Below are 21,763 nucleotides of genomic sequence, written 5' to 3'. Positions count from 1 at the left end.
GGCTGCGATCTTTTGATGTTGCTTTTAAGATCAAGATCAAAAGATCGCAGCCTGCGGCAGCTCCTACAGTGGAGTTAAGGCCATGCTACTCCATAGGTTTGGAGGATGGCGTCAAAAAGCCTTGTCGAAGGTGATTTTCGGTTCTTTCCACGGTCCCTTGACGGTGTACTTCACGCTGGCGAAGCGCGCCACACGGTCACCGATCAACTTGTCGATCAGGAACAGTGCCCCACCGATCGCCGGTGCGCCGACGATCAGCGCGGCGATGGGCAGGTTGTTGGTCACTGGCAGGGTCACCAGCAGTTTCGCATCGATCTGATCGGCCACCATATTCAGGGTGCCGTCGAGCTCGATCGTGCTCGATGGACCGGTCAGGCGGATTGGCTCCCGTGTCACGTACACCCCGTTGGTCGCCACCAGCAGGCCCTTGACCCGGTCATAGCTCAGGCCTTTGCCGAACAGGTCGGAGAAGTCCAGGCGCAAGCGGCGGCCAATGGAGTTGAAGTTGAGCAGGCCAAATACACGCAACGCCTGGGCACTGCCTTCGACCTCGACAAACTGGCCTTCCTTGAGCGACGCATCGAGGGTGCCAGAGAGACGCTTGGTCCCCATCCATGCCGGCGAGCCCGGCCAGCGGGCGTCGACATCCATGTGAAATTCCTGGCTGGTGACGCTCGGCGCGTAGCCCCAGCCCTTGAGGACATCCGCCAGGTTCTTGCCGCTGATCCGCCCCTTGTACCAACTGGTGCTGGCACCAGGTGGACCTTCCCATCCGCCGCTGCCTTGCAACAACATGCCCTTGAGGCCCATGTCCAGCGAGTTGAGCGCGATACCCCTGGCCGTCGGACGCACCTTCAGCGACCAGGCGCCCACCAGGTCGTTGCCCTGATATAACTGATTGATGATGATATCCAACGCCGGGATCTTGGTCGGGTCCACCGAGGCCAGGGGATCCGGCGAGTTTTCGTCGGCCAGAACCTTTGGGTCCGGGGCGGGCAGGCGCACCGTTTGCAGGTTGATCACCATCGGCGCAGCCTTGGCATCGGGGATGCTGGCGGCGCCCTTGACCTGCTGGCTGTCGAGTTGCAGGGCCCACGAGGACGGCTTGCGCGTCAGCTGCACCGCTGCCTGATCCAGGGTGGTACCGAAGGCGCTGAGCTTGCCGACCTTGATGTCCGCTCCGCTGAGCAACTGCTTGGCGTTGCCACCGGGGTCTTGGCCGGCATACTTGCTCACCAGGTCCTGCCAGGGGCCGACATCCAGTTCCGAGAGCACGCCACGAATGCGCAAACCCTTGGCCCCGGGCAGCGCGGCCGTGCCATTGCCGAGGAACAATTCACCGCGGCCCCCGGCAAAATTGCCGGCCGGTGCAGCAAACGTGAAGCTCGCCAGCTCCCCGTAATTTGCCCAGTAGCGCCGCTCCGCTCCTTGCAGGGTCATGCGAAACGAAGTGTCGCGCCCAACATCCGCCGCCAGGCCAAAGGGCGCCGGCAGATCGACGGCCACACCCTTTAGACTGGAATTGACCATCAATTGGCTATCGGCACCATCCAGGGTCAGTTGCAGTTGGTACGGGATAACGCCACTCACTGGCAACGGCTGGGTCACGCTCAGCCAGTCCTTGAGTTTCTTGACTTCGACCTGCCCGGAAGCGGTGACCCGGGTGTTGAGCTTGCCTTCACGACCGTCGGCGAAAATTTTCGCAGTGACCGGCTTATCGAAGGCGCGCGCACTGATGTTCTGCCCACTCAAGCCTTTGCTGCTGTCAAAACGGAAGTCACCCTTGAGCTGAGTCAGCTCGAGGGGGGGCTCGGGCAGTTTCAAACGGGCCTTTGCCGTCTTGAAGTCAACCAGGATCTTGGGCTGTTCGCCCTTGGCCAGCGGAATATCCAGCTTCAGTTTGCCTTGCAGATCGCCCTCGCCTTCCCAACCCGCGAAAGTCTCGGCAGTGCCTATCGGCGCTTCCTTGAGGATTTTCAGGCCATCACCCAATCCACCGGCGAACGCACCGTCGAGAAACAGGTGACTGTTTTGCCCGGCGGGCACGTGGGGAATGCTGACGTAGATATCGCGGACCTGGGTATCGAGCAATTGCCCCTTGCTGGCCAGGATCCGTACCCCACTGTCTTCAACGAACACATCACCCGTGACCTTGCTGACATGCGGCCAGCCAGGCTGGAACGCCAGCTCGGCATCGTGGACCTTGAAAAACAGGCTGATGCTGCGTGCCGTTTCCTCCGCGCCGTGGTTCAACGAGCCTTGGTACTGGAAGAATCCCTGGTCCACCGCACCTTTGAGAATCGCCGTGCGCAGCCATTCGTCCAGCGCCGGGCTGAGGACGGTCGGCAGGTATTTGGCGGTGTAGCGACCGTCGCCGTCCACCAGACCAACCCGCAGGTCCATGTAGTCTTCCCGTGCCTCATCGAAAAACAGGCGGATCAAGAAGTCGCCGGCAATCTTGCCTTCCTCGCCCAACACCTTCAGGTACGGCGCGATCAGCGTGAAACTTTCCTTGTCGAGCTTCCAGGTCAAGGTCGCGTTGGCCTGGATGTATTGCCATGGCTTGGCGAAAATCGGGTCCAGGTGCAGCATGAAATCCTTGCTGTCCATGCGCAACTCGCCATGGCCAAGGTCGCCGCTGATGCTGCCCGTGACATTACGTGCCGCTGGGGCACCGTGATACGCGTCAAAGCCGACGCGATCAAGGTTGGCTGCGAAGCTGAACCGGCTGTCATCGGTGGCATTGGGCTTCACGTCGATCAGCACGTTGCGCAACCCACCGGTGACCTTGAGCCGCTCGACCACCGTGGCGACCCCTTCCGGCAATGGCGCCAGGGCGTTGAGCACCGGCGTGAGTGGTGTCAGGTCGAGACGGTCGGCTTGCAGATGCCAGATGTTTTGCGTCTGGTCCGAGGCCGTGACCTGCTTCAATTGCAGTCGTGATTCCCAGCGGGTCTCGCCAAGGTTCATGGCCAGGGAGTCAACCGTTACCAGCATGCCCTCGGCGCTGCGCTGGAAATAACCGTTAAGCGCCAGGTTGTTGATCTGGATCGGCTTGCGTTCGGCATAGGCCCCTTTGAATTGCGGCGCATTCAACCGCACGGCGCCGCTTTGCAAGGCGCCTTTGCCCCAGGTTGCCCACAGCTCGCCACCCGCCTTGAGTTCGGAGAAATTCCACTGCTGGGTCAGGGTTTCGGGCAACCATTTCGACCAGTCGCTTTGCGGCAAGCTCACATAGACTTGCGCCTCGCCGTCCTGCCACTGGCTGGCTCGAATACGGGTACGCACACTCAAGGCCAATGGCTGGCCATCGGGCAGGGTCAAGCGGGCATCGAGTCGTTGGCGGGATGCGCCGGTTTTCAGCGTCGCGCCAACGTACGTCAGGGTCAGCGGCGATTCTCCCCAAGGCTGCAACGTGACCTGGCTGTCGAGTACCGACAGTTGCTGGATCATTTGCATGCGATTGAGTAGCTGCTCCGGCTCAAATGGCTGATCGTCCTTGACCGGCAAGCCTTCCAGCGCCCACGCGCCGTCATCGCCTTGCTTGAGGCTGATCTTCAGGCCATTGAGTTCCAGATTGGCGATGCGCACCTCGCGGGCCAGCAGACTCTCCCACAGGTCCGGGACAGCCCGCACGTTTTCCAGGTGCAGGGCGTTGGCCCCCTCGCCTACGGTCACGTCGTGAGCCGACAGAATGGGCGCGAAGCCACTCCAGCTGCCTTTCAGCTCGCCGATTTGCAGGGGCATGCCCAAGGCCTCGCTGGCCTTGGTTTCGACTTCGCCACGGTACTCGGCCACCAACGGCGCCAGTTCCCGGCCCAGGCTGACGTACAACGCCATCACCACCAAAACCAACGCGCACAGGCCCAGACCCCAGCGGGTCAGTGCGGCCAATATGCGTGTCAGACGCTCCATGTCAGGTGGCTCCCATGGCAAAAGTTCTGCAGACAGCTGAGGCCAGCCATTCAGGAAAATTCAGGACGAAGCAGTTCAGAGCAGCACGACGTCGTATTGTTCCTGGGAATACATGGTTTCGACCTGGAATCGGATGGTGCGCCCGATAAATACTTCAAGTTCGGCGACGTTACCCGACTCCTCATCGAGCAGACGATCGACAACCCGCTGGTTCGCCAATACACGATAGCCTTCCGCCTGATAGGCGCGAGCCTCACGCAGGATTTCGCGGAAGATTTCATAGCAAATGGTTTCCGGGGTTTTCAGCTTGCCACGCCCCTGGCAACTGGTGCACGGCTCGCACAGGACCTGTTCGAGGCTTTCGCGGGTGCGCTTGCGAGTCATCTGCACCAGGCCCAACTCGGTGATGCCGATGATGTTGGTCTTGGCGTGGTCGCGCTCCAGTTGCTTCTCGAGCGTGCGCAGGACCTGGCGCTGGTGTTCTTCATCCTCCATGTCGATGAAGTCGATGATGATGATCCCGCCCAGGTTGCGCAGCCTCAATTGTCGGGCAATGGCGGTCGCCGCTTCGAGGTTGGTCTTGAAGATGGTTTCTTCAAGATTTCGATGCCCGACGAACGCACCGGTGTTGACGTCGATGGTGCTCATGGCTTCCGCCGGGTCGACCACCAGATAACCGCCAGACTTCAACGGGACTTTGCGCTCAAGGGCCTTCTGGATTTCATCTTCGACACCGTACAGGTCGAAAATCGGTCGCTCGCCCGGATAGTGCTCCAGACGATCTGCGATCTCTGGCATCAATTCGGCGACGAACTGCGTGGTTTTCTGGAAAGTTTCCCGGGAGTCGATGCGAATCTTCTCGATCTTCGGGCTCACCAGGTCGCGCAGCGTGCGCAGCGCCAAGCCGAGATCCTCATAGATCACACTCGGCGCGCTGATGGTCTTGATCTGCTCGCTGATCTGGTCCCATAGCCTGCGCAGGTAGCGGATGTCCATGAGGATTTCATCGGCACCGGCCCCTTCGGCGGCCGTGCGCAGGATGAACCCGCCCGCTTCCTTGATGCCTTCCTTGGCCACGCAATCGGTGACCACTTGCTTGAGGCGATCGCGCTCGGCCTCGTCTTCGATTTTCAGCGAAATACCGACGTGGGCGGTGCGCGGCATGTACACCAGGTAACGAGAAGGAATCGACAGCTGCGTGGTCAGGCGCGCACCTTTGGAGCCGATGGGGTCCTTGGTGACTTGCACCACCAGGCTCTGGCCTTCGTGCACCAACGCGCTGATGCTCTCGACGGCCGGACCTTCACGCAAGGAGATTTCGGATGCATGAATGAACGCGGCGCGGTCCAGGCCGATATCGACGAACGCCGCCTGCATGCCGGGCAATACCCGCACGACCTTGCCTTTGTAGATGTTGCCGACGATCCCGCGCTTTTGCGTGCGCTCGACATGAACTTCTTGCAGGACACCGTTTTCGACCACCGCCACGCGCGATTCCATCGGCGTGATGTTGATCAGGATCTCTTCACTCATGGCAGGGTCTCGTTCAGGCATGTTCACAATAATGGCCGGGTACGACGCTTAGCGTGCGTTATTGGGTTGCCAACAGGGTATGCCGAAATGGCCGAGCAGTTGCGCGGTTTCGCACAGCGGCAGTCCAACCACCGCCGAGTAACTCCCAGTGAGCCCGGCGACAAACACTGCGCCCAGCCCTTGAATGCCGTAGCCACCGGCCTTGTCCCGAGGTTCACCGCTGGCCCAGTAGGCCGCCGCTTCATCTGGGCTGATTTCACGAAAACGTACGTGACTGGTGACCACCAACGACTCGCAACGATCAAAATCGAGCAGCGCTATCGCGGTCAGGACCTGATGCTCGCGCCCGGACAACATCTTCAGCATGGCGCACGCGTCGCCTTCATCAACCGGTTTGCCAAGAATTTTTCCATCAAGCACCACGGCGGTATCTGCACCGAGCACGCAGCAGGACGCATCAGACGCGACTGCGCCGCGTCCGGCCTCGGCCTTGCCACGCGCCAGGCGCTCGACATAGGCCGACGGGGATTCATGATTCAAAGGGGTTTCATCGATATCCGCGCTGATGGCGGTGAACGGCACGCCGATCTGCGTGAGCAGTTCACGCCGACGCGGTGAGCCAGAGGCGAGGTACAACCGTTTCATCAAGACCTCTCCCTGTCTAATGCCCGAACGAATTAATTGATTTTGTAGCGTCGACGCAATCCGCGCAAACCGAAGCTGACCCAGGGCCAGAGCAACGCGCTGACCAGTGCCGGCAATACCAGGGCCAGGGTTGGCTGACGATTGCCAGTCAAGGCGCTGAGCCATAGTTGCACCAGCTGGGCGAGGCCGAAGATCACCAGGATCACCAGGCTCTGCTGCCACATCGGGAACATTCGCAGGCGTTGTTGCAGCGCCAGCACCAGGTAGGTGATGAGCGTCAGGATCAATGCATTCTGGCCCAGCAGCGTGCCGTACAGCACGTCCTCGGCCAAGCCCAGGCACCAGGCGGTGACCATCCCGACTTTCTGCGGCAGCGCCAGTGCCCAGAACGCCAGCAGCAAGGCCAGCCACAGGGGGCGCAGGATCTCCATGAATTGCGGCAGCGGCGATACGCTGAGCAACATGCCGACGGCAAATGTCAGCCAGACGATCCAGCCGTTTCGAGAAGCTGTGACACCGACCATTATTCTCGTCCCCCAGTGGTAGCCGGTGCGGAGACAGGCGGTTTGGCAGCAGGCTTGACAGCAACGGGCTTGACGACAGCGGGTTGTGTCGCCGGTGGCTTGGCGGGTGCAGTCGTGGTGGGTTTGGCGGCAGGCTTGGCCGGGGTCGTGACCGCCGGAGTTGCCGCTGGCGTCGCCGGAACAGCCGGAGCCGCGACTGCTGCCGGTACAACCGCCGGTCTCGGCACGGTCGCCGGAATGATCGGCCCCCCACCCTGCGCATCCAGGCTTTCCTGGGCCTGGGCAGCGTCGTTGGCGCGCTCCTCGGCAGTGCGAGTGTCGCTGAACACCAGCAGCAAATAACGGCTGCGGTTCAAGGCGGCGGTCGGTACGGCGCGAACAATGGCGAACGGCTGGCCGGAGTCATGGATCACTTCCTTGACCGTCGCCACCGGGTAACCTGCCGGGAAACGCTGGCCCAGGCCGGAGCTGACCAACAGGTCGCCTTCCTTGATATCGGCGGTATCGGCCACGTGGCGCAATTCGAGGCGTTCCGGGTTGCCGGTGCCGCTGGCAATGGCGCGCAGGCCGTTGCGGTTGACCTGCACCGGAATGCTGTGGGTGGAATCGGTCAGCAGCAGGACCCGGGAGGTGTAGGGCATCAACTCGACCACCTGGCCCATCAGGCCACGGGCATCGAGCACCGGCTGCCCGAGCACCACGCCGTCGCGTTCACCCTTGTTGATGATGATGCGATGGGTGAATGGGTTGGGGTCCATGCCGATCAACTCAGCCACTTCGACCTTTTCGTTCACCAGTGCCGAAGAGTTGAGCAACTCGCGCAGCCGAACGTTCTGCTCGGTAAGGGAGGCAAGCTTTTGCATGCGCCCCTGCAACAGCAGGTTTTCGCTCTTGAGCTTTTCGTTTTCGGCGATCAGTTCGGTGCGGCTGCCAAACTGGCTGGCCACACCCTGCCATAGCCGCTGCGGCAGGTCGGTGATCCAGTAAGACTGCATCAACACCAGCGACATCTGGCTACGCACTGGCTTGAGCAGTGTGAAGCGGGCATCGACCACCATCAGCGCGACCGACAGCACGACCAGCACCAACAAGCGCACGCCCAGTGAGGGACCCTTGGTGAAAAGCGGTTTAATAAGCCGCTCCTCCCAGGCAAATGTTCTCTTTATTCATACGGCATCAAACCGGCCTGGATGCAGACGACAGAAGATAAACGCGAACAGGCAGCACTGCAAAGTGCCGCCTGCGCGCTCACAGCATAGAGGCGATCCGGCGACTTATTCGCTGGAGAGCAGGTCCATGGTGTGTTTATCCATCATTTCCAATGCACGGCCACCGCCGCGAGCAACGCAGGTCAACGGGTCTTCGGCAACGATCACCGGCAGGCCGGTTTCCTGTGCCAGCAGCTTGTCGAGGTCACGCAGCAAGGCGCCACCACCGGTCAACACCAGGCCACGCTCGGCGATGTCGGAAGCCAGTTCCGGCGGCGACTGCTCCAGCGCGCTCTTCACGGCCTGAACGATGGTCGCCAGCGACTCTTGCAGCGCTTCGAGCACTTCGTTGGAGTTCAGGGTGAATGCGCGTGGAACGCCTTCGGCCAGGTTGCGGCCACGAACGTCGACTTCGCGAACTTCGCCACCCGGGTAAGCGGTACCGATTTCCTGCTTGATGCGCTCGGCAGTGGACTCACCGATCAGGCTGCCGTAGTTGCGACGCACATACGTGATGATCGCTTCGTCGAAACGGTCGCCACCTACCCGTACGGATTCGGCATAGACCACGCCATTCAGCGAGATCAGCGCGATTTCGGTGGTACCGCCACCGATATCCACGACCATCGAACCGCGGGCTTCTTCAACCGGCAAACCGGCACCGATCGCAGCAGCCATCGGCTCTTCGATCAGGAACACTTCACGGGCACCGGCACCGAGCGCCGATTCACGGATGGCGCGACGTTCAACCTGGGTGGACTTGCATGGGACGCAGATCAGCACTCGAGGGCTAGGCTGCAGGAAGCTGTTTTCATGAACCTTGTTGATAAAATACTGCAGCATCTTTTCGCAGACGCTGAAGTCGGCGATCACGCCGTCTTTCATCGGACGAATGGCAGCAATATTGCCCGGCGTACGGCCCAACATGCGCTTCGCTTCGGTGCCGACAGCAACGACACTTTTCTGGTTACCGTGTGTCCGAATGGCCACAACCGATGGCTCATTCAGGACGATACCGCGCTCACGCACGTAAATAAGGGTGTTGGCAGTGCCCAGGTCAATGGAAAGATCGCTGGAAAACATGCCACGCAGTTTCTTGAACATGGGAAAGGGACCCTAGGCAACGCGTGGGTAAAAAAGTGCGGCAAACTCTAACAACGACAGGGATTTTGGGCAAGGCGCCAATATGTTAAATTGGCCGTTTTTCTGTGCACCAAACCCCACAATCGCGGCCATATGACCGTAGAAGTGCGGTAGTGTTCCGACAATCTAACACACGGACGCCGTCCGTCTTGTTTTCCACTGGAGAATCCCAATGGCGCTTGAACGCTCCGACGTGGAAAAAATCGCTCATCTGGCCTGCCTTGGCCTCAATGATGCCGATCTTCCACACATCACTTCGGCCCTCAACAGCATTCTCGGGTTGGTCGACGAAATGCAGGCGGTGAATACCGATGGTATCGAGCCGCTCGCCCACCCACTGGAAGCCAGCCAGCGCCTGCGTGCAGACGTCGTGACCGAGAGCAACAATCGCGAGGCCTACCAGTCCATCGCACCAGCGGTCGAAAACGGCCTGTACCTGGTTCCGAAAGTCATCGACTAAAGGGAAAGAGCCTGCAATGCATCAATTGACTCTGGCCGAGATCGCCCGCGGACTCGCCGATAAAAAGTTTTCCTCCGAAGAGCTGACCAAAGTCCTGCTGGCGCGCATCGCCCAGCTCGACCCACAGCTCAACAGCTTCATCAGCCTCACTGAAGACCTGGCGCTCACGCAGGCGAAAGCCGCTGATGCCCGCCGGGCCAATGGTGAGAGCGGCGCCCTGCTGGGTGCGCCGATCGCCCACAAGGACCTGTTCTGCACCCAGGGCATCCGCACCAGTTGCGGCTCGAAGATGCTCGACAACTTCAAGGCACCGTACGACGCCACCGTCGTCGCCAAGCTGGCCGCTGCCGGGGCCGTGACCCTGGGCAAGACCAACATGGACGAATTCGCCATGGGCTCGGCCAACGAGTCGAGCTATTACGGCGCGGTGAAAAACCCGTGGAACCTGGAATACGTGCCGGGCGGTTCCTCCGGCGGCTCCGCGGCTGCAGTGGCCGCTCGCCTGTTGCCTGCCGCCACTGGCACCGATACCGGCGGTTCGATCCGCCAGCCAGCGGCGCTGACCAACCTCACAGGCCTGAAACCGACGTACGGTCGCGTATCGCGTTGGGGCATGATCGCCTACGCGTCCAGCCTCGATCAGGGCGGTCCGTTGGCGCGCACTGCCGAAGACTGCGCAATATTGTTGCAAGGTATGGCCGGCTTCGATCCGAACGATTCGACCAGCATCGATGAACCCGTGCCGGACTACAGCGCCAGCCTCAACGGTTCGCTGCAAGGGCTGCGCATCGGCGTGCCGAAAGAGTATTTCAGCGCCGGTCTCGACCCGCGCATCGCCGACCTGGTGATGGCCAGCGTCGAAGAGCTGAAAAAGCTCGGTGCCGTGATCAAGGAAATCAGCCTGCCAAACATGCAGCACGCGATTCCTGCGTACTACGTGATCGCCCCGGCGGAAGCCTCTTCCAACCTGTCGCGTTTCGATGGCGTGCGCTTCGGCTATCGCTGCGAAGACCCGAAAAACCTGGAAGACCTGTACAAGCGCTCCCGTGGCGAAGGTTTCGGCACAGAAGTGCAGCGCCGCATCATGGTCGGCGCCTACGCCCTGTCCGCCGGCTACTACGACGCCTACTACCTGAAGGCGCAGAAGATTCGTCGCTTGATCAAGAACGACTTCATGGCGGCCTTCAACGAGGTCGACATCATTCTCGGCCCAACCACGCCAAACCCGGCCTGGAAGCTCGGCGCCAAGAACAGCGACCCGGTCGCTGCCTACCTGGAAGACGTCTACACCATCACCGCCAACCTCGCCGGCCTGCCAGGCCTGTCGATGCCGGCCGGTTTTGTCGATGGTTTGCCAGTAGGCGTGCAGCTGCTCGCTCCGTATTTCCAGGAAGGCCGCTTGCTCAACGTTGCGCACCAGTACCAGTTGAACACTGACTGGCACACCCGCACCCCAACCGGCTTCTGAGGAGACACACATGCAATGGGAAGTCGTGATCGGGCTGGAGATTCACACCCAGCTCACCACCCGGTCGAAAATCTTTTCCGGTAGTTCCACCACCTTCGGTTCCGAGCCGAACACCCAGGCCAGCCTCGTAGACCTGGGCATGCCCGGCGTACTGCCGGTGCTGAACCAGGAAGCGGTGCGCATGGCGGTGATGTTCGGCCTGGCGATTGACGCCGAGATCGGCCAGCACAACGTGTTCGCACGCAAGAACTACTTCTACCCGGACCTGCCCAAGGGCTACCAGATCAGCCAGATGGAATTGCCGATCGTCGGCAAGGGCCACCTGGACATCGCCCTGGAAGACGGTACGGTCAAACGTGTCGGCATCACCCGCGCGCACCTGGAAGAAGACGCCGGCAAGAGCCTGCACGAAGAGTTCAACGGTGCCACCGGCATCGACCTGAACCGCGCGGGCACGCCACTGCTGGAGATCGTTTCCGAGCCAGACATGCGCAGCGCCAAGGAAGCCGTGGCTTACGTCAAGGCGATCCACGCACTGGTGCGATACCTGGGCATCTGCGACGGCAACATGGCCGAAGGTTCGCTGCGTTGCGACTGCAACGTATCGATCCGTCCAAAGGGCCAGGTCGAGTTCGGTACGCGCTGCGAGATCAAGAACGTCAACTCGTTCCGCTTCATCGAGAAGGCGATCAACAGCGAAATCCAGCGTCAGATCGAGCTGATCGAAGACGGCGGCAAGGTGATCCAGCAGACCCGCCTGTACGATCCGAACAAGGACGAAACCCGTCCGATGCGCAGCAAGGAGGAAGCCAACGACTACCGCTACTTCCCCGATCCGGACCTGCTGCCTGTCGTGATCGAAAACTCGTTCCTCGACGACGTGCGCGCCACCCTGCCCGAATTGCCACCGCAGAAACGCGAGCGTTTCCAGGAGCAATTCGGTCTGTCGGTCTATGACGCCAGCGTGCTGGCCACCAGCCGCGAACAAGCCGACTACTTCGAGAAGGTCGCGAGCATCGGCGGCGACGCCAAGCTGGCGGCCAACTGGGTCATGGTTGAACTGGGCAGCCTGCTCAACAAGCAAGGCCTGGATATCGAGCAGTCGCCGGTTTCGGCCGAGCAACTGGGCGGCATGCTGCTGCGCATCAAGGACAACACCATCTCCGGCAAGATCGCCAAGGTGGTGTTCGAAGCCATGGCCAACGGCGAAGGCAGCGCAGACGAGATCATAGAAAAGCGCGGCCTCAAGCAAGTGACCGACACCGGCGCGATCTCGGCGGTGTTGGACGAAATGCTCGCGGCCAATGCCGAGCAGGTCGAGCAATACCGCGCGGCAGACGAAGCCAAGCGCGGCAAGATGTTCGGCTTCTTCGTCGGCCAGGCCATGAAGGCATCGAAAGGCAAGGCCAACCCGCAACAGGTCAACGAACTGCTGAAAAGCAAGCTCGAAGGCTGACCGGAATGGAGCCAGCTCTAAAATCTGGCTCCATTTTACTGTGGGAGCGAGCCTGCTCGCGAATGGGGTTTGGCACTCAACACAAAATTGACTGTCAGATTGGCATTCGCGAGCAGGTCGGATCGCCGCACCGTCGCTCCCACTTTTTGTTTCGGGAAAACTTCTATGAAGCGCCTACTTGGACTTTGCGCCCTGCTCTCCCTGCTCGCCGGTTGCGCCAGCACCGACACCGTCGACCCGCACGGCTATGACAAAACCGGCGTTGCCTCCTATTACGGCGCCAAACACCAAGGCAAACGCACCGCCAGTGGCGAGCGTTTCGACAAGAATTCCCTGACCGCCGCCCATCGCCAGCTACCCTTCGGTACACGGGTGAAGGTCACCAACCTGAAAAACGACAGATCCTGCGTAGTGCGCATCAATGATCGTGGCCCGCACACCCGTGGCCGCCTGATTGATTTGTCCCATGAAGCCGCCGAACGACTGGGCATGCTCAAGAGCGGTACCGCGCGGGTTCGCGTGCAAGCCCTCGACTGACCGACGGAGCCCCGACCATTTTCGGACTAGCCGATTTACCCCTGATCAGCGTGATTGAATTGCTCAGCGGGCTGGCGTTGCTGATCGCCGGCGCCGAACTGATGGTGCGCGCTGCCGTGCGCCTGGCAGCACGCCTGCATGTACGCCCACTGATCATCGGCCTGACCATCGTCGCTCTCGGCAGCAGCGCACCGCAGATGGCGGTCAGCCTGCAAGCCACCTTGGCCCACAACGCCGACATTGCCGTCGGCAGTGTGATCGGCAGCAGCATTTTCAACATCCTCGTCACCCTCGGATTGTCGGCGCTGATCATCCCGTTGCGGGTGTCACGCCAACTGGTGCGCCTGGATATTCCCCTGATGATCGGCGCCAGCCTGCTGGTATTCGTACTCGCCTGGAATGAAGAACTGACCCGTGCCGACGGCGTGATGCTGTTGACGGCACTGGCGATTTACCTGGGCTTGTTGCTGCGCCAGTCACGGCATTCGGCGCGCCCGGTTTCGAGCCATGAGCACAACGGCCAGGCGCCATGGCTGAGCAGCCTGCTGATGATTATCGCCGGGCTGGCGATGCTGGTGTACGCCGGGCACCTGCTGTTGGGGGCTGCCGTTGCGGTCGCCACCGATCTTGGGCTGTCGGAGCGGATCATCGGCCTGACCATCGTCGCTGTCAGCACATCACTGCCTGAGCTCGCCACTTCGTTGATCGCCGCGATGCGCGGCGAGCGTGATATTGCCGTGGGCAACGTGATTGGCAGCAATTTGTTCAACCTCCTGGGTGTGCTGGGCCTGACCGCGCTAGTCGCGCCAGCGCCGCTGTCGGTATCGCCAAACGCCCTGGATTTCGACCTGCCGGTAATGCTTGGCGTCGCGGTGCTATGCCTGCCGGTGTTCTATTCCGGTTACCGCGTGACCCGCGCCGAAGGCCTGCTGTTCCTGGGCTTGTACCTGGCTTACGGACTGCACGTGGTGTCGTTCACCACCGGCATGCCGCTGGCCGGCAAGCTTGAACACCTGATGCTGTTTTTCGTCCTGCCAGCGCTCGTGGCGTTCTTGTTGTTCACGTCATTGCGCGCCTGGCGTCGCCAACACCATAAGAGGGAATTGCCATGACCGAGAACAAGAAAACCGGCGTTGAAGTACGTCGCCAAGTGATGGGCGACACCTTTGTCGACCGCGCACTGGGCAACGCTACGGAGTTCACCCAGCCGCTGCAGGATTTCGTCAACGAACATGCCTGGGGCGGAGTCTGGAATCGCGAAGGCCTGCCCTTGAAAACCCGCAGCCTGATCACGCTCGCAGCGCTGACGGCGCTGAAGTGCCCGCAGGAATTGAAAGGCCACGTGCGCGGGGCGCTGAACAACGGCTGCACCGTGGAAGAGATACGCGAAGCGCTACTGCATTGCGCGGTGTATGCCGGTGTCCCAGCGGCGATTGATGCGTTTCGGGCGGCGCAGGAAGTTATCGAGCAATATCAGTAACCCTCCTCGTTTAAAACTTCGTTCGACGGGAACGTAATTGACTGCGGCGCCCCGTCGAATGTTTTCGACTGCCTGAAATCCGACGGATGCATATTTGCACCGATACTTTCCAAATATAAATATCTCGAAAAATAACACGCCCGAAAAACCTTTCCATATCGATAATACAAAGACAATCTTCTCCCATCGCAAAAAAACCGTCACAACAATTCCTAAACAACTTGAAACAAGCGAGAAGATTCAATGCGACCCGCCTTTTTTGCCACGGTCCAGAACATACTGATAACCCTTGCACTGGCAAGCCCCGCTGCACATGCCGAAACCTTGGTAGACAGGTGCTCAGTACCAATCCAAGATTTCAGCGAAGTGCTAAATTGCTATAAAAACCAGGAAGCGTCAAAGCCATTACTCTACGCTGCAAAAGGCACCCAACTCTTTCCGGGCGTAGAAAAGCGCAGCTTTGAGCTTTCGGCTCAGCAGTGGTCACCCGAAGGGCTAGTCAGTCCGAAACAATGGAAACATAGTGTCGATATTTATATCCCGCATAATGCCAACCTTGAGCAAGCAATACTGGTAGCGAATAACGGCACCAATATACCCGCTGGAAACAAGGTCGAAACTGAACCTACGGATTTCACTCAATCCATGGCCCTGGAAGTTGCACGGAGAACTCGGACAATCGTCATCTCTCTCAGTAATATCCCCAATCAATATCTCACTTACGCCGACGACGGGATTGCCCGTACAGAAGACTCAAACGTCGCCCATAGCTGGAAGTTATTTCTCGAAAATCCCGAAGCGCGCCCCTACATGTCCGTTCATTTGCCGATGATGGCTTCCATGGTCAAGGCGATGGACCTTGCCCAGAAAGAACTCAAACCTTGGAAAGTCGAACGATTCATCGCCAGTGGCTTGTCGAAACGCGCTTGGGTGGCCTGGCTCACCGCTATTGCGGATGAGCGCGTCAACGCGGTCGTACCCTTTGTCATTGATATTCTCGGCTCAGACAAAGTGTTCGAACATACCTTTCAAACCTTTGGAAAAAACTGGCCGCTGGCATTCTATGACTATCACCGTGAAGAGGTGATCCAGAGGCGGCACAGCGAAAACTTCCAGAAACTGATGACCATCGAGGACCCCTTGGCTTATCTGGACAGCGCCTATGCCGAGCGGCTGTCAATTGCGAAGTACATCGTCAACGCCAGTAGTGATGACTTTTTCGTTCCAGATAACACAGACTTCTATTTCGACCGTCTGCCCGGGCCGAAAAGCCTACGGGTCGCTCCCAATTCCAGCCACGGCGGGATTCGGCAATTCGTTGAAAGCTCGCTTATTACCGTAGTCAACCGATGGCAGCAAAATCGCCCGCTACCCTCCATGACGACTAGCACAACAACCCACGGCACCGGCAAATCCGTTTCGTTGCAGTTCAGCGAGCCGCCTGCCCAGGTGACTCAGTGGACCGCCGTGAATCCGACGGCGCGAGACTTCCGGGATGCTTGCGCAATTCGCTATCAGCCCCTGCATATCACCCCTTCCACCCCGTTGCAGGCACAGGTGCATATGGAAACACCCGAGCAGGGCTGGGCTGCGACATTTCTAGAGGCGACCTTCGCCGATGGTTTTGTCGTCACCACACCGGTGCAAATCATGCCTGAGCACTACCCGACCGCTGCCCCTCCAGAGAACGGGCCCACGTGTAAAACCCTACCCGACCTGGCCAAGCGCTAAATCCAGCCCCCCCACTGCAACAAAAAGATCCCGACATTGGTGGTCACCGCCGCCATCAGCGTGGTGAGCACAATGATCGCCGCCGCCAGTTCATGATTGCCATTCGCTGCCCGGGCCATGACGAAACTGGCGGCGGCGGTCGGGCTGCCGAAGTACAGGAACAGAATCCCCAACTCCGCACCGCGAAAGCCCCAGAGCCACGCGCCCAGGGTCGCCAGGATTGGCAGGCCGAGCATCTTCAACAGACTTGAACTGAGCGCCATCGAGCCACTTTTTCGCATCGCCGCCAGTGACAGCGTGCCGCCGATGCAAATCAACGCCAACGGCAAGGTGGTTTGCGCCAGATACTGGCCGGACGTCTCCAGCCATCCCGGCAAGCTGATCTTGAAGTAAGCAAAGGGCGCGGCCGCAATCACGCTGATGATCAGCGGGTTACTGATCACGCTTTTGCAGATGCTCCATGGATCGGACTTGATTACCGGGCTGTACACCGCCAGCACAATGGTCGAGAGGGTGTTGTAGAACAGAATCACCAGCGCCGCCAGGATCGCCCCGAGGGATATCCCGTAGTCGCCGTACATGCTCGCGGCCAGTGCCAGGCCGATCACCCCGTTGTTACCGCGAAAAGCGCCCTGGGTGTAGATCCCCCGGTCTTCACGCGGGCACCTGAAGATCGCCCAGCCCCAGGCGATGGCAAAGCACACCAGGGTCGCGAGGGAGAAGTAGATCAGCAGGGCCGGTTGCAATGCGGCGTGCAAGTCGGCGTGCAGGATGCCCAGAAACAGCAGTGCCGGCATGGTGACGTTGAACACCAGGGACGAGGCGGTGTGAATGAAGTTGTCGTTGATCCAGTCGATGCGCTTGAGCAACACCCCCAGAAACAGCATGGCGAACACCGGTGCGGTGATGTTCAGGGTTTCGAGGAAAATTGCCAGCATGCCGGGGAGGACCTTGAGGTGGGCGTCGTTAGGAGGCTAATGATAAGCCACTGAGGACTCCGGCGCCTGCTAGATCGCCTTCGCGAGCAGGCTCGCTCCCACTGGAATTCATTCCACTGTGGGAGCGAGCCTGCTCGCGAAGAACGATAATGCGGTCTCAGGTAATCGGCGCCGGGTTGAACAACGTGATGTCGTTATGCAGCTTGTGCTTTTCAGCCCACGTCTGCTGCTTGCCACTGGCTACATCCAGGTAGTAGTGGAACAACTCCCAGCCAAGTTCCTCGATGGATGCGCGCCCGGTGGCAATACGCCCGGCGTCGATGTCGATCAGATCCGGCCAGCGCTGCGCCAGTTCGGTCCGGGTCGATACCTTCACCACCGGCGCCATGGCCAACCCGTAAGGCGTGCCGCGGCCCGTGGTAAACACGTGCAGGTTCATCCCCGCCGCCAACTGCAACGTGCCGCAGACAAAGTCACTGGCCGGGGTCGCGCAGAAAATCAGGCCTTTTTCCTTGAACCGTTCGCCTGGGCCGAGCACACCCGTGATGGCGCTGCTACCGGACTTGACGATCGAACCCAGGGACTTCTCGACAATGTTCGACAAACCGCCCTTCTTGTTGCCCGGCGTGGTGTTGGCGCTACGGTCCGCTTCGCCCTTGGCCAGGTAACGGTCGTACCAGTCCATTTCCCGTACCAGCTCCTGGGCAACTTCTTTGGTTTGCGCACGGGAGGTCAGCAGGTAGATCGCATCGCGCACTTCGGTGACTTCGGAAAACATCACCGTCGCACCCGCACGCAACAAAAGGTCCGAGGCATAGCCCAGCGCCGGGTTGGCGGTAATCCCGGAAAACGCGTCGCTGCCGCCACACTGCATGCCCAGGATCAGCTCGGACGCGGGCACGGTTTCCCGGCGGCGTTGATCGAGCCTCTTCAAACGGGTTTCAGCCAGCTCCATGATCTGCTCGATCATCTCGGTAAAACCGTGACTGGAATCCTGCAGGCGATACAACCACGGCTCGCTCAGATCCACCGAGGCATCGCCCTCGTGCATCACCTGCCCGGCCTGCAATTTTTCACAACCCAGGCTGATCACCAGCGCTTCGCCACCCAGGTTCGGGTTGCGCGCCAGGTTACGCACAGTGCGAATCGGGATGTAGGCGTCGGTGGCGGTGATCGCCACGCCACAGCCATAGCTGTGGGTCAGCGCCACCACGTCATCGACGTGCGGGTACTTGGGCAGAAGCTCTTCCTTGATGCGCTTGACCGCGTGATCCAGCACGCCGGTGACGCATTGCACCGTAGTGGTGATACCCAGAATGTTGCGCGTGCCGACGGTGCCGTCGGCGTTGCGATAACCCTCGAAGGTGAAGCCTTCAAGCGGTGCCTGCGCGGCCGGCACCTCGGTGGACAGCGGCAGGCTGTCCAGCGGCGGCGCGGTCGGCATGCGCAATTGATCTTCCTTGACCCAACTGCCACGGGGAATCGGCTGCAGGGCGTAGCCGATGACCTGCCCGTAACGAATCACCTGGCCACCCTCGGGAATGTCCTCCAGGGTGACCTTGTGGCTCTGTGGCACGAAGTCGACGGTGACCAGGCCATCGGAAAACTCGGTGCCGGCCGGCACCCCCTGGTCATTGACCACGATCACCACGTTGTCTCGCTCGTGCAGGCGGATGTAGCGCGGCGAATCGGAATGTTCAATCAACTGCATGACGCCGCTCCTCAGGAATGCGCTTGAGACAATTTACCGGATGCTTCAGGACCGTTGACCGGCGGTTCCTTGAGCACCACACGCTTGATCGGACCGACGATCACCAGGTAGCTGAACACCGCGACCAGTGCGTTGCAACCGACAAACACCAGCGCCCATTTGAACGAACCAGTGGAACTGATGATGTAGCCAATGACGATCGGCGTGGTGATGGACGCCAGGTTGCCGAAGGTGTTGAACAGGCCACCGCTAAGACCGGCGATCTGCTTCGGTGAAGTATCGGACACCACCGCCCAACCCAAGGCACCCACGCCTTTGCCGAAGAATGCCAGCGCCATGAAGCCCACGACCATCCACTCAACGTCCACGTAGTTGCACGCGACGATGCTGCTGGAGACCAGCAGGCCGGCGATGATCGGCGCCTTGCGGGCGAAGGTCAGGGAATGGCCTTTGCGCAGCAGGTAATCGGAAATCACCCCGCCGAGCACACCGCCGATGAAGCCGCAGATCGCCGGCAACGAGGCGATGAAACCGGCCTTGAGGATGGTCATGCCGCGCTCTTGAACCAGGTACACCGGGAACCAGGTCAGGAAGAAGTAAGTGATGCCGTTGATGCAGTATTGGCCGAGGTATACGCCCAACATCATGCGATTGGTCAGCAACTGGCGGATGTAGTCCCACTTCGGACCGTCGCCCTTCTTGCCCTTGCCTTTGTCCTGGTCCATGTCAACCATGCCGCCGTTGTCGGCGATGTGCTTGAACTCGGCGTCGTTGATCATCGGGTGCTGGCGCGGGCTGTGGATAACCTTCAGCCAGATGCCCGAGAAAATGATGCCGATCACGCCCATGACGATGAACACGTGCTGCCAGCCGAAGCTGTAGACGATCCAGCCCATCAGCGGTGCGAACAACACCGTGGCAAAGTATTGCGCCGAGTTGAAGATCGCTGAAGCGGTGCCACGTTCAGCGGTCGGGAACCAGGCCGCGACGATTCGTGCGTTGCCGGGGAAGGATGGCGCTTCGGCCAGACCGACGAGAAAGCGAAGCATGAACAGCGCAACCACCGCCGTGGACATGCCGAACTCGCCGACATAACCCTGTAACACGGTGAACAGCGACCAGGTGAAGATGCTCAGTGCATAGATTTTTTTCGAACCGAAACGGTCCAGCAGCCAGCCACCGGGAATTTGCCCGGCCACGTAGGCCCAACCGAATGCGGAGAAGATATAGCCGAGGGTGACTGCGTCAATGCCCAGGTCTTTTTGCAGGCTGGAGCCGGCGATGGCAATGGTGGCACGGTCGGCGTAGTTGATCGTGGTCACCAGAAACAGCATGAGCAGGATCAAATAGCGGACGTGAGTCGGCTTCTTGGTCGATTGCATGTAGATGTACTCCCACTGATTATTTTTATGCGGGTAATAACGTTACTGCCTGTAGGAACGGCCGGTCGACGCTCGATTGCTGGCGATCGCGTCGCCGCGGTGTAAATGACACCCCGCGGTGCCTGCATCGCCAGCAAGCCGGCTCCTACAAGGTATTGCGCTGTATCAGGAGCCGACGTAGGCCGTTTTTACGACCGTGTAGAACTCTTGGGCATAGCGACCTTGCTCACGTGATCCATAGGATGAACCTTTACGCCCGCCGAACGGAACGTGGTAATCCACGCCGGCGGTCGGCAGGTTGACCATCACCATCCCGGCCTGGGAGTGGCGCTTGAAGTGGTTGGCATACTTCAAGGAAGTGGTGGCGATGCCCGCCGACAGACCGAACTCGGTGTCGTTGGCCATGGCCAGTGCGGCTTCGTAATCGGCTACGCGAACGATGTTGGCCACCGGGCCGAAGATCTCTTCGCGGCTGATGCGCATCGAGGCTTGGCTGTCGGCAAACAGTGTTGGCGCGAGAAAGTAGCCTTCGGTGTCGCAGGTCACCAGGCCACCGCCACTGACCAGGCGCGCACCTTCGGACTGGCCGATGTCGATGTATTTCATGTCCTGTTCAAGCTGCGCTTGCGACACCACCGGACCGATGTCGATGCCGGATTTCAATGCGTGACCCACCTTGATCGATTTCATGCGCTCGGCCATGGCTTCGACGAACTGGTCGTGGATCCCGGCGGTGACGATGAAGCGACTCGACGCCGTGCAACGCTGGCCGGTGGAGTAGAACGCGCTCTGTACCGACAGCTCGACCGCTTGCTTGAGGTCGGCGTCGTCGAGAATGATCTGCGGGTTCTTGCCACCCATTTCCAGCTGCACCTTGGCCTGGCGCGACACGCAATTCACGGCGATCTGACGACCGACACCCACGGAACCGGTGAAGCTGATGCCGTCGACTTTCGGGCTGTTGACCAGTGCATCGCCAACCACACGACCGCTGCCCATCACCAGGTTGAAGACACCGGACGGGAAGCCTGCGCGGGAGATGATTTCCGCAAGCGCCCAGGCGCAGCCCGGCACCAGATCAGCCGGTTTCAACACCACGCAGTTGCCGTAGGCCAGGGCCGGAGCGATTTTCCAGGCGGGGATCGCTATCGGGAAATTCCACGGTGTGATCAGGCCGACCACACCCAGGGCTTCGCGGGTGACTTCAACATTGACGCCCGGACGCACCGACGGCAGGTAGTCGCCGGACAGGCGCAGGCATTCACCGGCGAAGAACTTGAATATGTTGCCGGCGCGGGTCACTTCGCCGATGGCTTCGGGCAGGGTCTTGCCCTCTTCCCTGGCCAGCAGGGTGCCGAGTTCTTCGCGGCGGGCGAGGATCTCGTTACCGACTTTATCCAGGGAATCGTGACGGGCCTGAATGCCCGAAACCGACCACGCCGGGAATGCGGCACGGGCGGCGTCGATGGCGGCGTGGACCTGAGCCAGATCAGCCTTGGCGTAATCGCCGATGGCGTCGCTCAGTTCGGACGGGTTGATGTTGACCGAGTAATCGGCACCGGCGACCCATTCACCGTTGATGTAGTTGTCGTAGCGCTTTGTCACGAGTCGTTCTCCTCACGCAAAAAGCCG

General features: G+C 60.2%; 17 protein-coding genes. 7 read left to right on the top strand and 10 right to left on the bottom strand.

Annotation, left to right across the window (positions count from 1 at the left end; translation table 11 throughout):
* Positions 1-111 precede the first annotated feature (111 nt).
* The 6 genes from AC3WWR_RS05295 to mreB form a co-directional block, all read right to left on the bottom strand.
* Complete coding sequence (locus AC3WWR_RS05295) at positions 112-3,915, bottom strand: YhdP family protein (RefSeq protein WP_492598540.1); 3,804 nt, start codon at positions 3,913-3,915, stop codon at positions 112-114.
* 75 nt (positions 3,916-3,990) lie between these two features.
* Entirely contained in the window at positions 3,991-5,448 is a 1,458-nt protein-coding gene (gene rng, locus AC3WWR_RS05290; RefSeq protein WP_020796631.1) for a ribonuclease G, read from the bottom strand.
* 48 nt (positions 5,449-5,496) lie between these two features.
* Positions 5,497-6,093 (bottom strand): Maf family protein, encoded by a 597-nt coding sequence (locus AC3WWR_RS05285; protein WP_033040138.1) that lies wholly within the window; start codon positions 6,091-6,093, stop codon positions 5,497-5,499.
* A gap of 32 nt (positions 6,094-6,125) precedes the next feature.
* Positions 6,126-6,617, bottom strand: a complete 492-nt coding sequence (gene mreD / locus AC3WWR_RS05280; RefSeq protein ID WP_008054347.1) for a rod shape-determining protein MreD — start codon at positions 6,615-6,617, stop codon at positions 6,126-6,128.
* Positions 6,617-7,750, bottom strand: a complete 1,134-nt coding sequence (gene mreC, locus AC3WWR_RS05275) for a rod shape-determining protein MreC (RefSeq protein WP_080725290.1) — start codon at positions 7,748-7,750, stop codon at positions 6,617-6,619. Before mreC ends, mreD begins: the two co-directional genes overlap by 1 nt.
* Positions 7,751-7,891: 141 nt before the next feature.
* Positions 7,892-8,929, bottom strand: coding sequence for a rod shape-determining protein MreB (gene mreB, locus AC3WWR_RS05270; protein WP_002555108.1), 1,038 nt, complete (start codon positions 8,927-8,929; stop codon positions 7,892-7,894).
* A 211-nt stretch (positions 8,930-9,140) separates the two neighbouring features.
* Between mreB and gatC the strand changes: the two genes are divergently transcribed.
* The 7 genes from gatC (at position 9,141) to AC3WWR_RS05235 (ending at position 16,100) form a co-directional block, all read left to right on the top strand.
* Complete coding sequence (gene gatC, locus AC3WWR_RS05265) at positions 9,141-9,428, top strand: Asp-tRNA(Asn)/Glu-tRNA(Gln) amidotransferase subunit GatC (RefSeq protein ID WP_008054345.1); 288 nt, start codon at positions 9,141-9,143, stop codon at positions 9,426-9,428.
* A gap of 16 nt (positions 9,429-9,444) precedes the next feature.
* A complete protein-coding gene (gene gatA / locus AC3WWR_RS05260) occupies positions 9,445-10,896 on the top strand; it encodes an Asp-tRNA(Asn)/Glu-tRNA(Gln) amidotransferase subunit GatA (RefSeq protein WP_020796627.1) in 1,452 nt (483 codons plus the stop codon).
* A gap of 10 nt (positions 10,897-10,906) precedes the next feature.
* Positions 10,907-12,352: an Asp-tRNA(Asn)/Glu-tRNA(Gln) amidotransferase subunit GatB gene (gatB, locus tag AC3WWR_RS05255; protein ID WP_020796626.1), complete on the top strand. Its 1,446-nt coding sequence runs from the start codon at positions 10,907-10,909 to the stop codon at positions 12,350-12,352.
* Positions 12,353-12,517: 165 nt separating this feature from the next.
* The gene (locus tag AC3WWR_RS05250; protein ID WP_020796625.1) at positions 12,518-12,889 is read left to right on the top strand and encodes a septal ring lytic transglycosylase RlpA family protein; all 372 of its coding nucleotides are present in this window, start codon (positions 12,518-12,520) and stop codon (positions 12,887-12,889) included.
* Positions 12,890-12,939: 50 nt separating this feature from the next.
* Entirely contained in the window at positions 12,940-14,001 is a 1,062-nt protein-coding gene (locus AC3WWR_RS05245) for a calcium/sodium antiporter (protein WP_033040132.1), read from the top strand.
* Positions 13,998-14,369 (top strand): carboxymuconolactone decarboxylase family protein, encoded by a 372-nt coding sequence (locus AC3WWR_RS05240; RefSeq protein ID WP_020796623.1) that lies wholly within the window; start codon positions 13,998-14,000, stop codon positions 14,367-14,369. The genes AC3WWR_RS05245 and AC3WWR_RS05240 overlap by 4 nt, the downstream gene beginning before the upstream one ends.
* A 243-nt stretch (positions 14,370-14,612) precedes the next feature.
* Positions 14,613-16,100 carry a PhoPQ-activated pathogenicity-related family protein gene (locus tag AC3WWR_RS05235; protein ID WP_033040129.1) on the top strand — a complete coding sequence of 496 codons (1,488 nt, stop codon included), beginning with the start codon at positions 14,613-14,615 and terminating at the stop codon, positions 16,098-16,100.
* Here AC3WWR_RS05235 and AC3WWR_RS05230 read toward each other — a convergent pair.
* The 4 genes from AC3WWR_RS05230 to AC3WWR_RS05215 form a co-directional block, all read right to left on the bottom strand.
* Positions 16,097-17,038 (bottom strand): AEC family transporter, encoded by a 942-nt coding sequence (locus tag AC3WWR_RS05230; protein ID WP_020796621.1) that lies wholly within the window; start codon positions 17,036-17,038, stop codon positions 16,097-16,099. The two genes, AC3WWR_RS05235 and AC3WWR_RS05230, sit on opposite strands and share 4 nt — an antisense overlap.
* Before the next feature lie 157 nt (positions 17,039-17,195).
* Entirely contained in the window at positions 17,196-18,749 is a 1,554-nt protein-coding gene (gene garD / locus AC3WWR_RS05225) for a galactarate dehydratase (RefSeq protein WP_020796620.1), read from the bottom strand.
* 11 nt (positions 18,750-18,760) lie between these two features.
* On the bottom strand, positions 18,761-20,131 hold the full coding sequence (locus tag AC3WWR_RS05220; RefSeq protein ID WP_168757235.1) for an MFS transporter: 1,371 nt from the start codon (positions 20,129-20,131) through the stop codon (positions 18,761-18,763).
* 165 nt (positions 20,132-20,296) lie between these two features.
* A complete protein-coding gene (locus AC3WWR_RS05215) occupies positions 20,297-21,736 on the bottom strand; it encodes an aldehyde dehydrogenase family protein (RefSeq protein ID WP_168757234.1) in 1,440 nt (479 codons plus the stop codon).
* Positions 21,737-21,763 lie beyond the last annotated feature (27 nt).

It is taken from the genome of Pseudomonas sp. EB271-G4-1, from assembly GCF_058791355.1.
The sequence above is the reverse complement of the archived record's forward strand: the minus strand, read 5'-3'. Positions and strand labels throughout refer to the sequence as shown.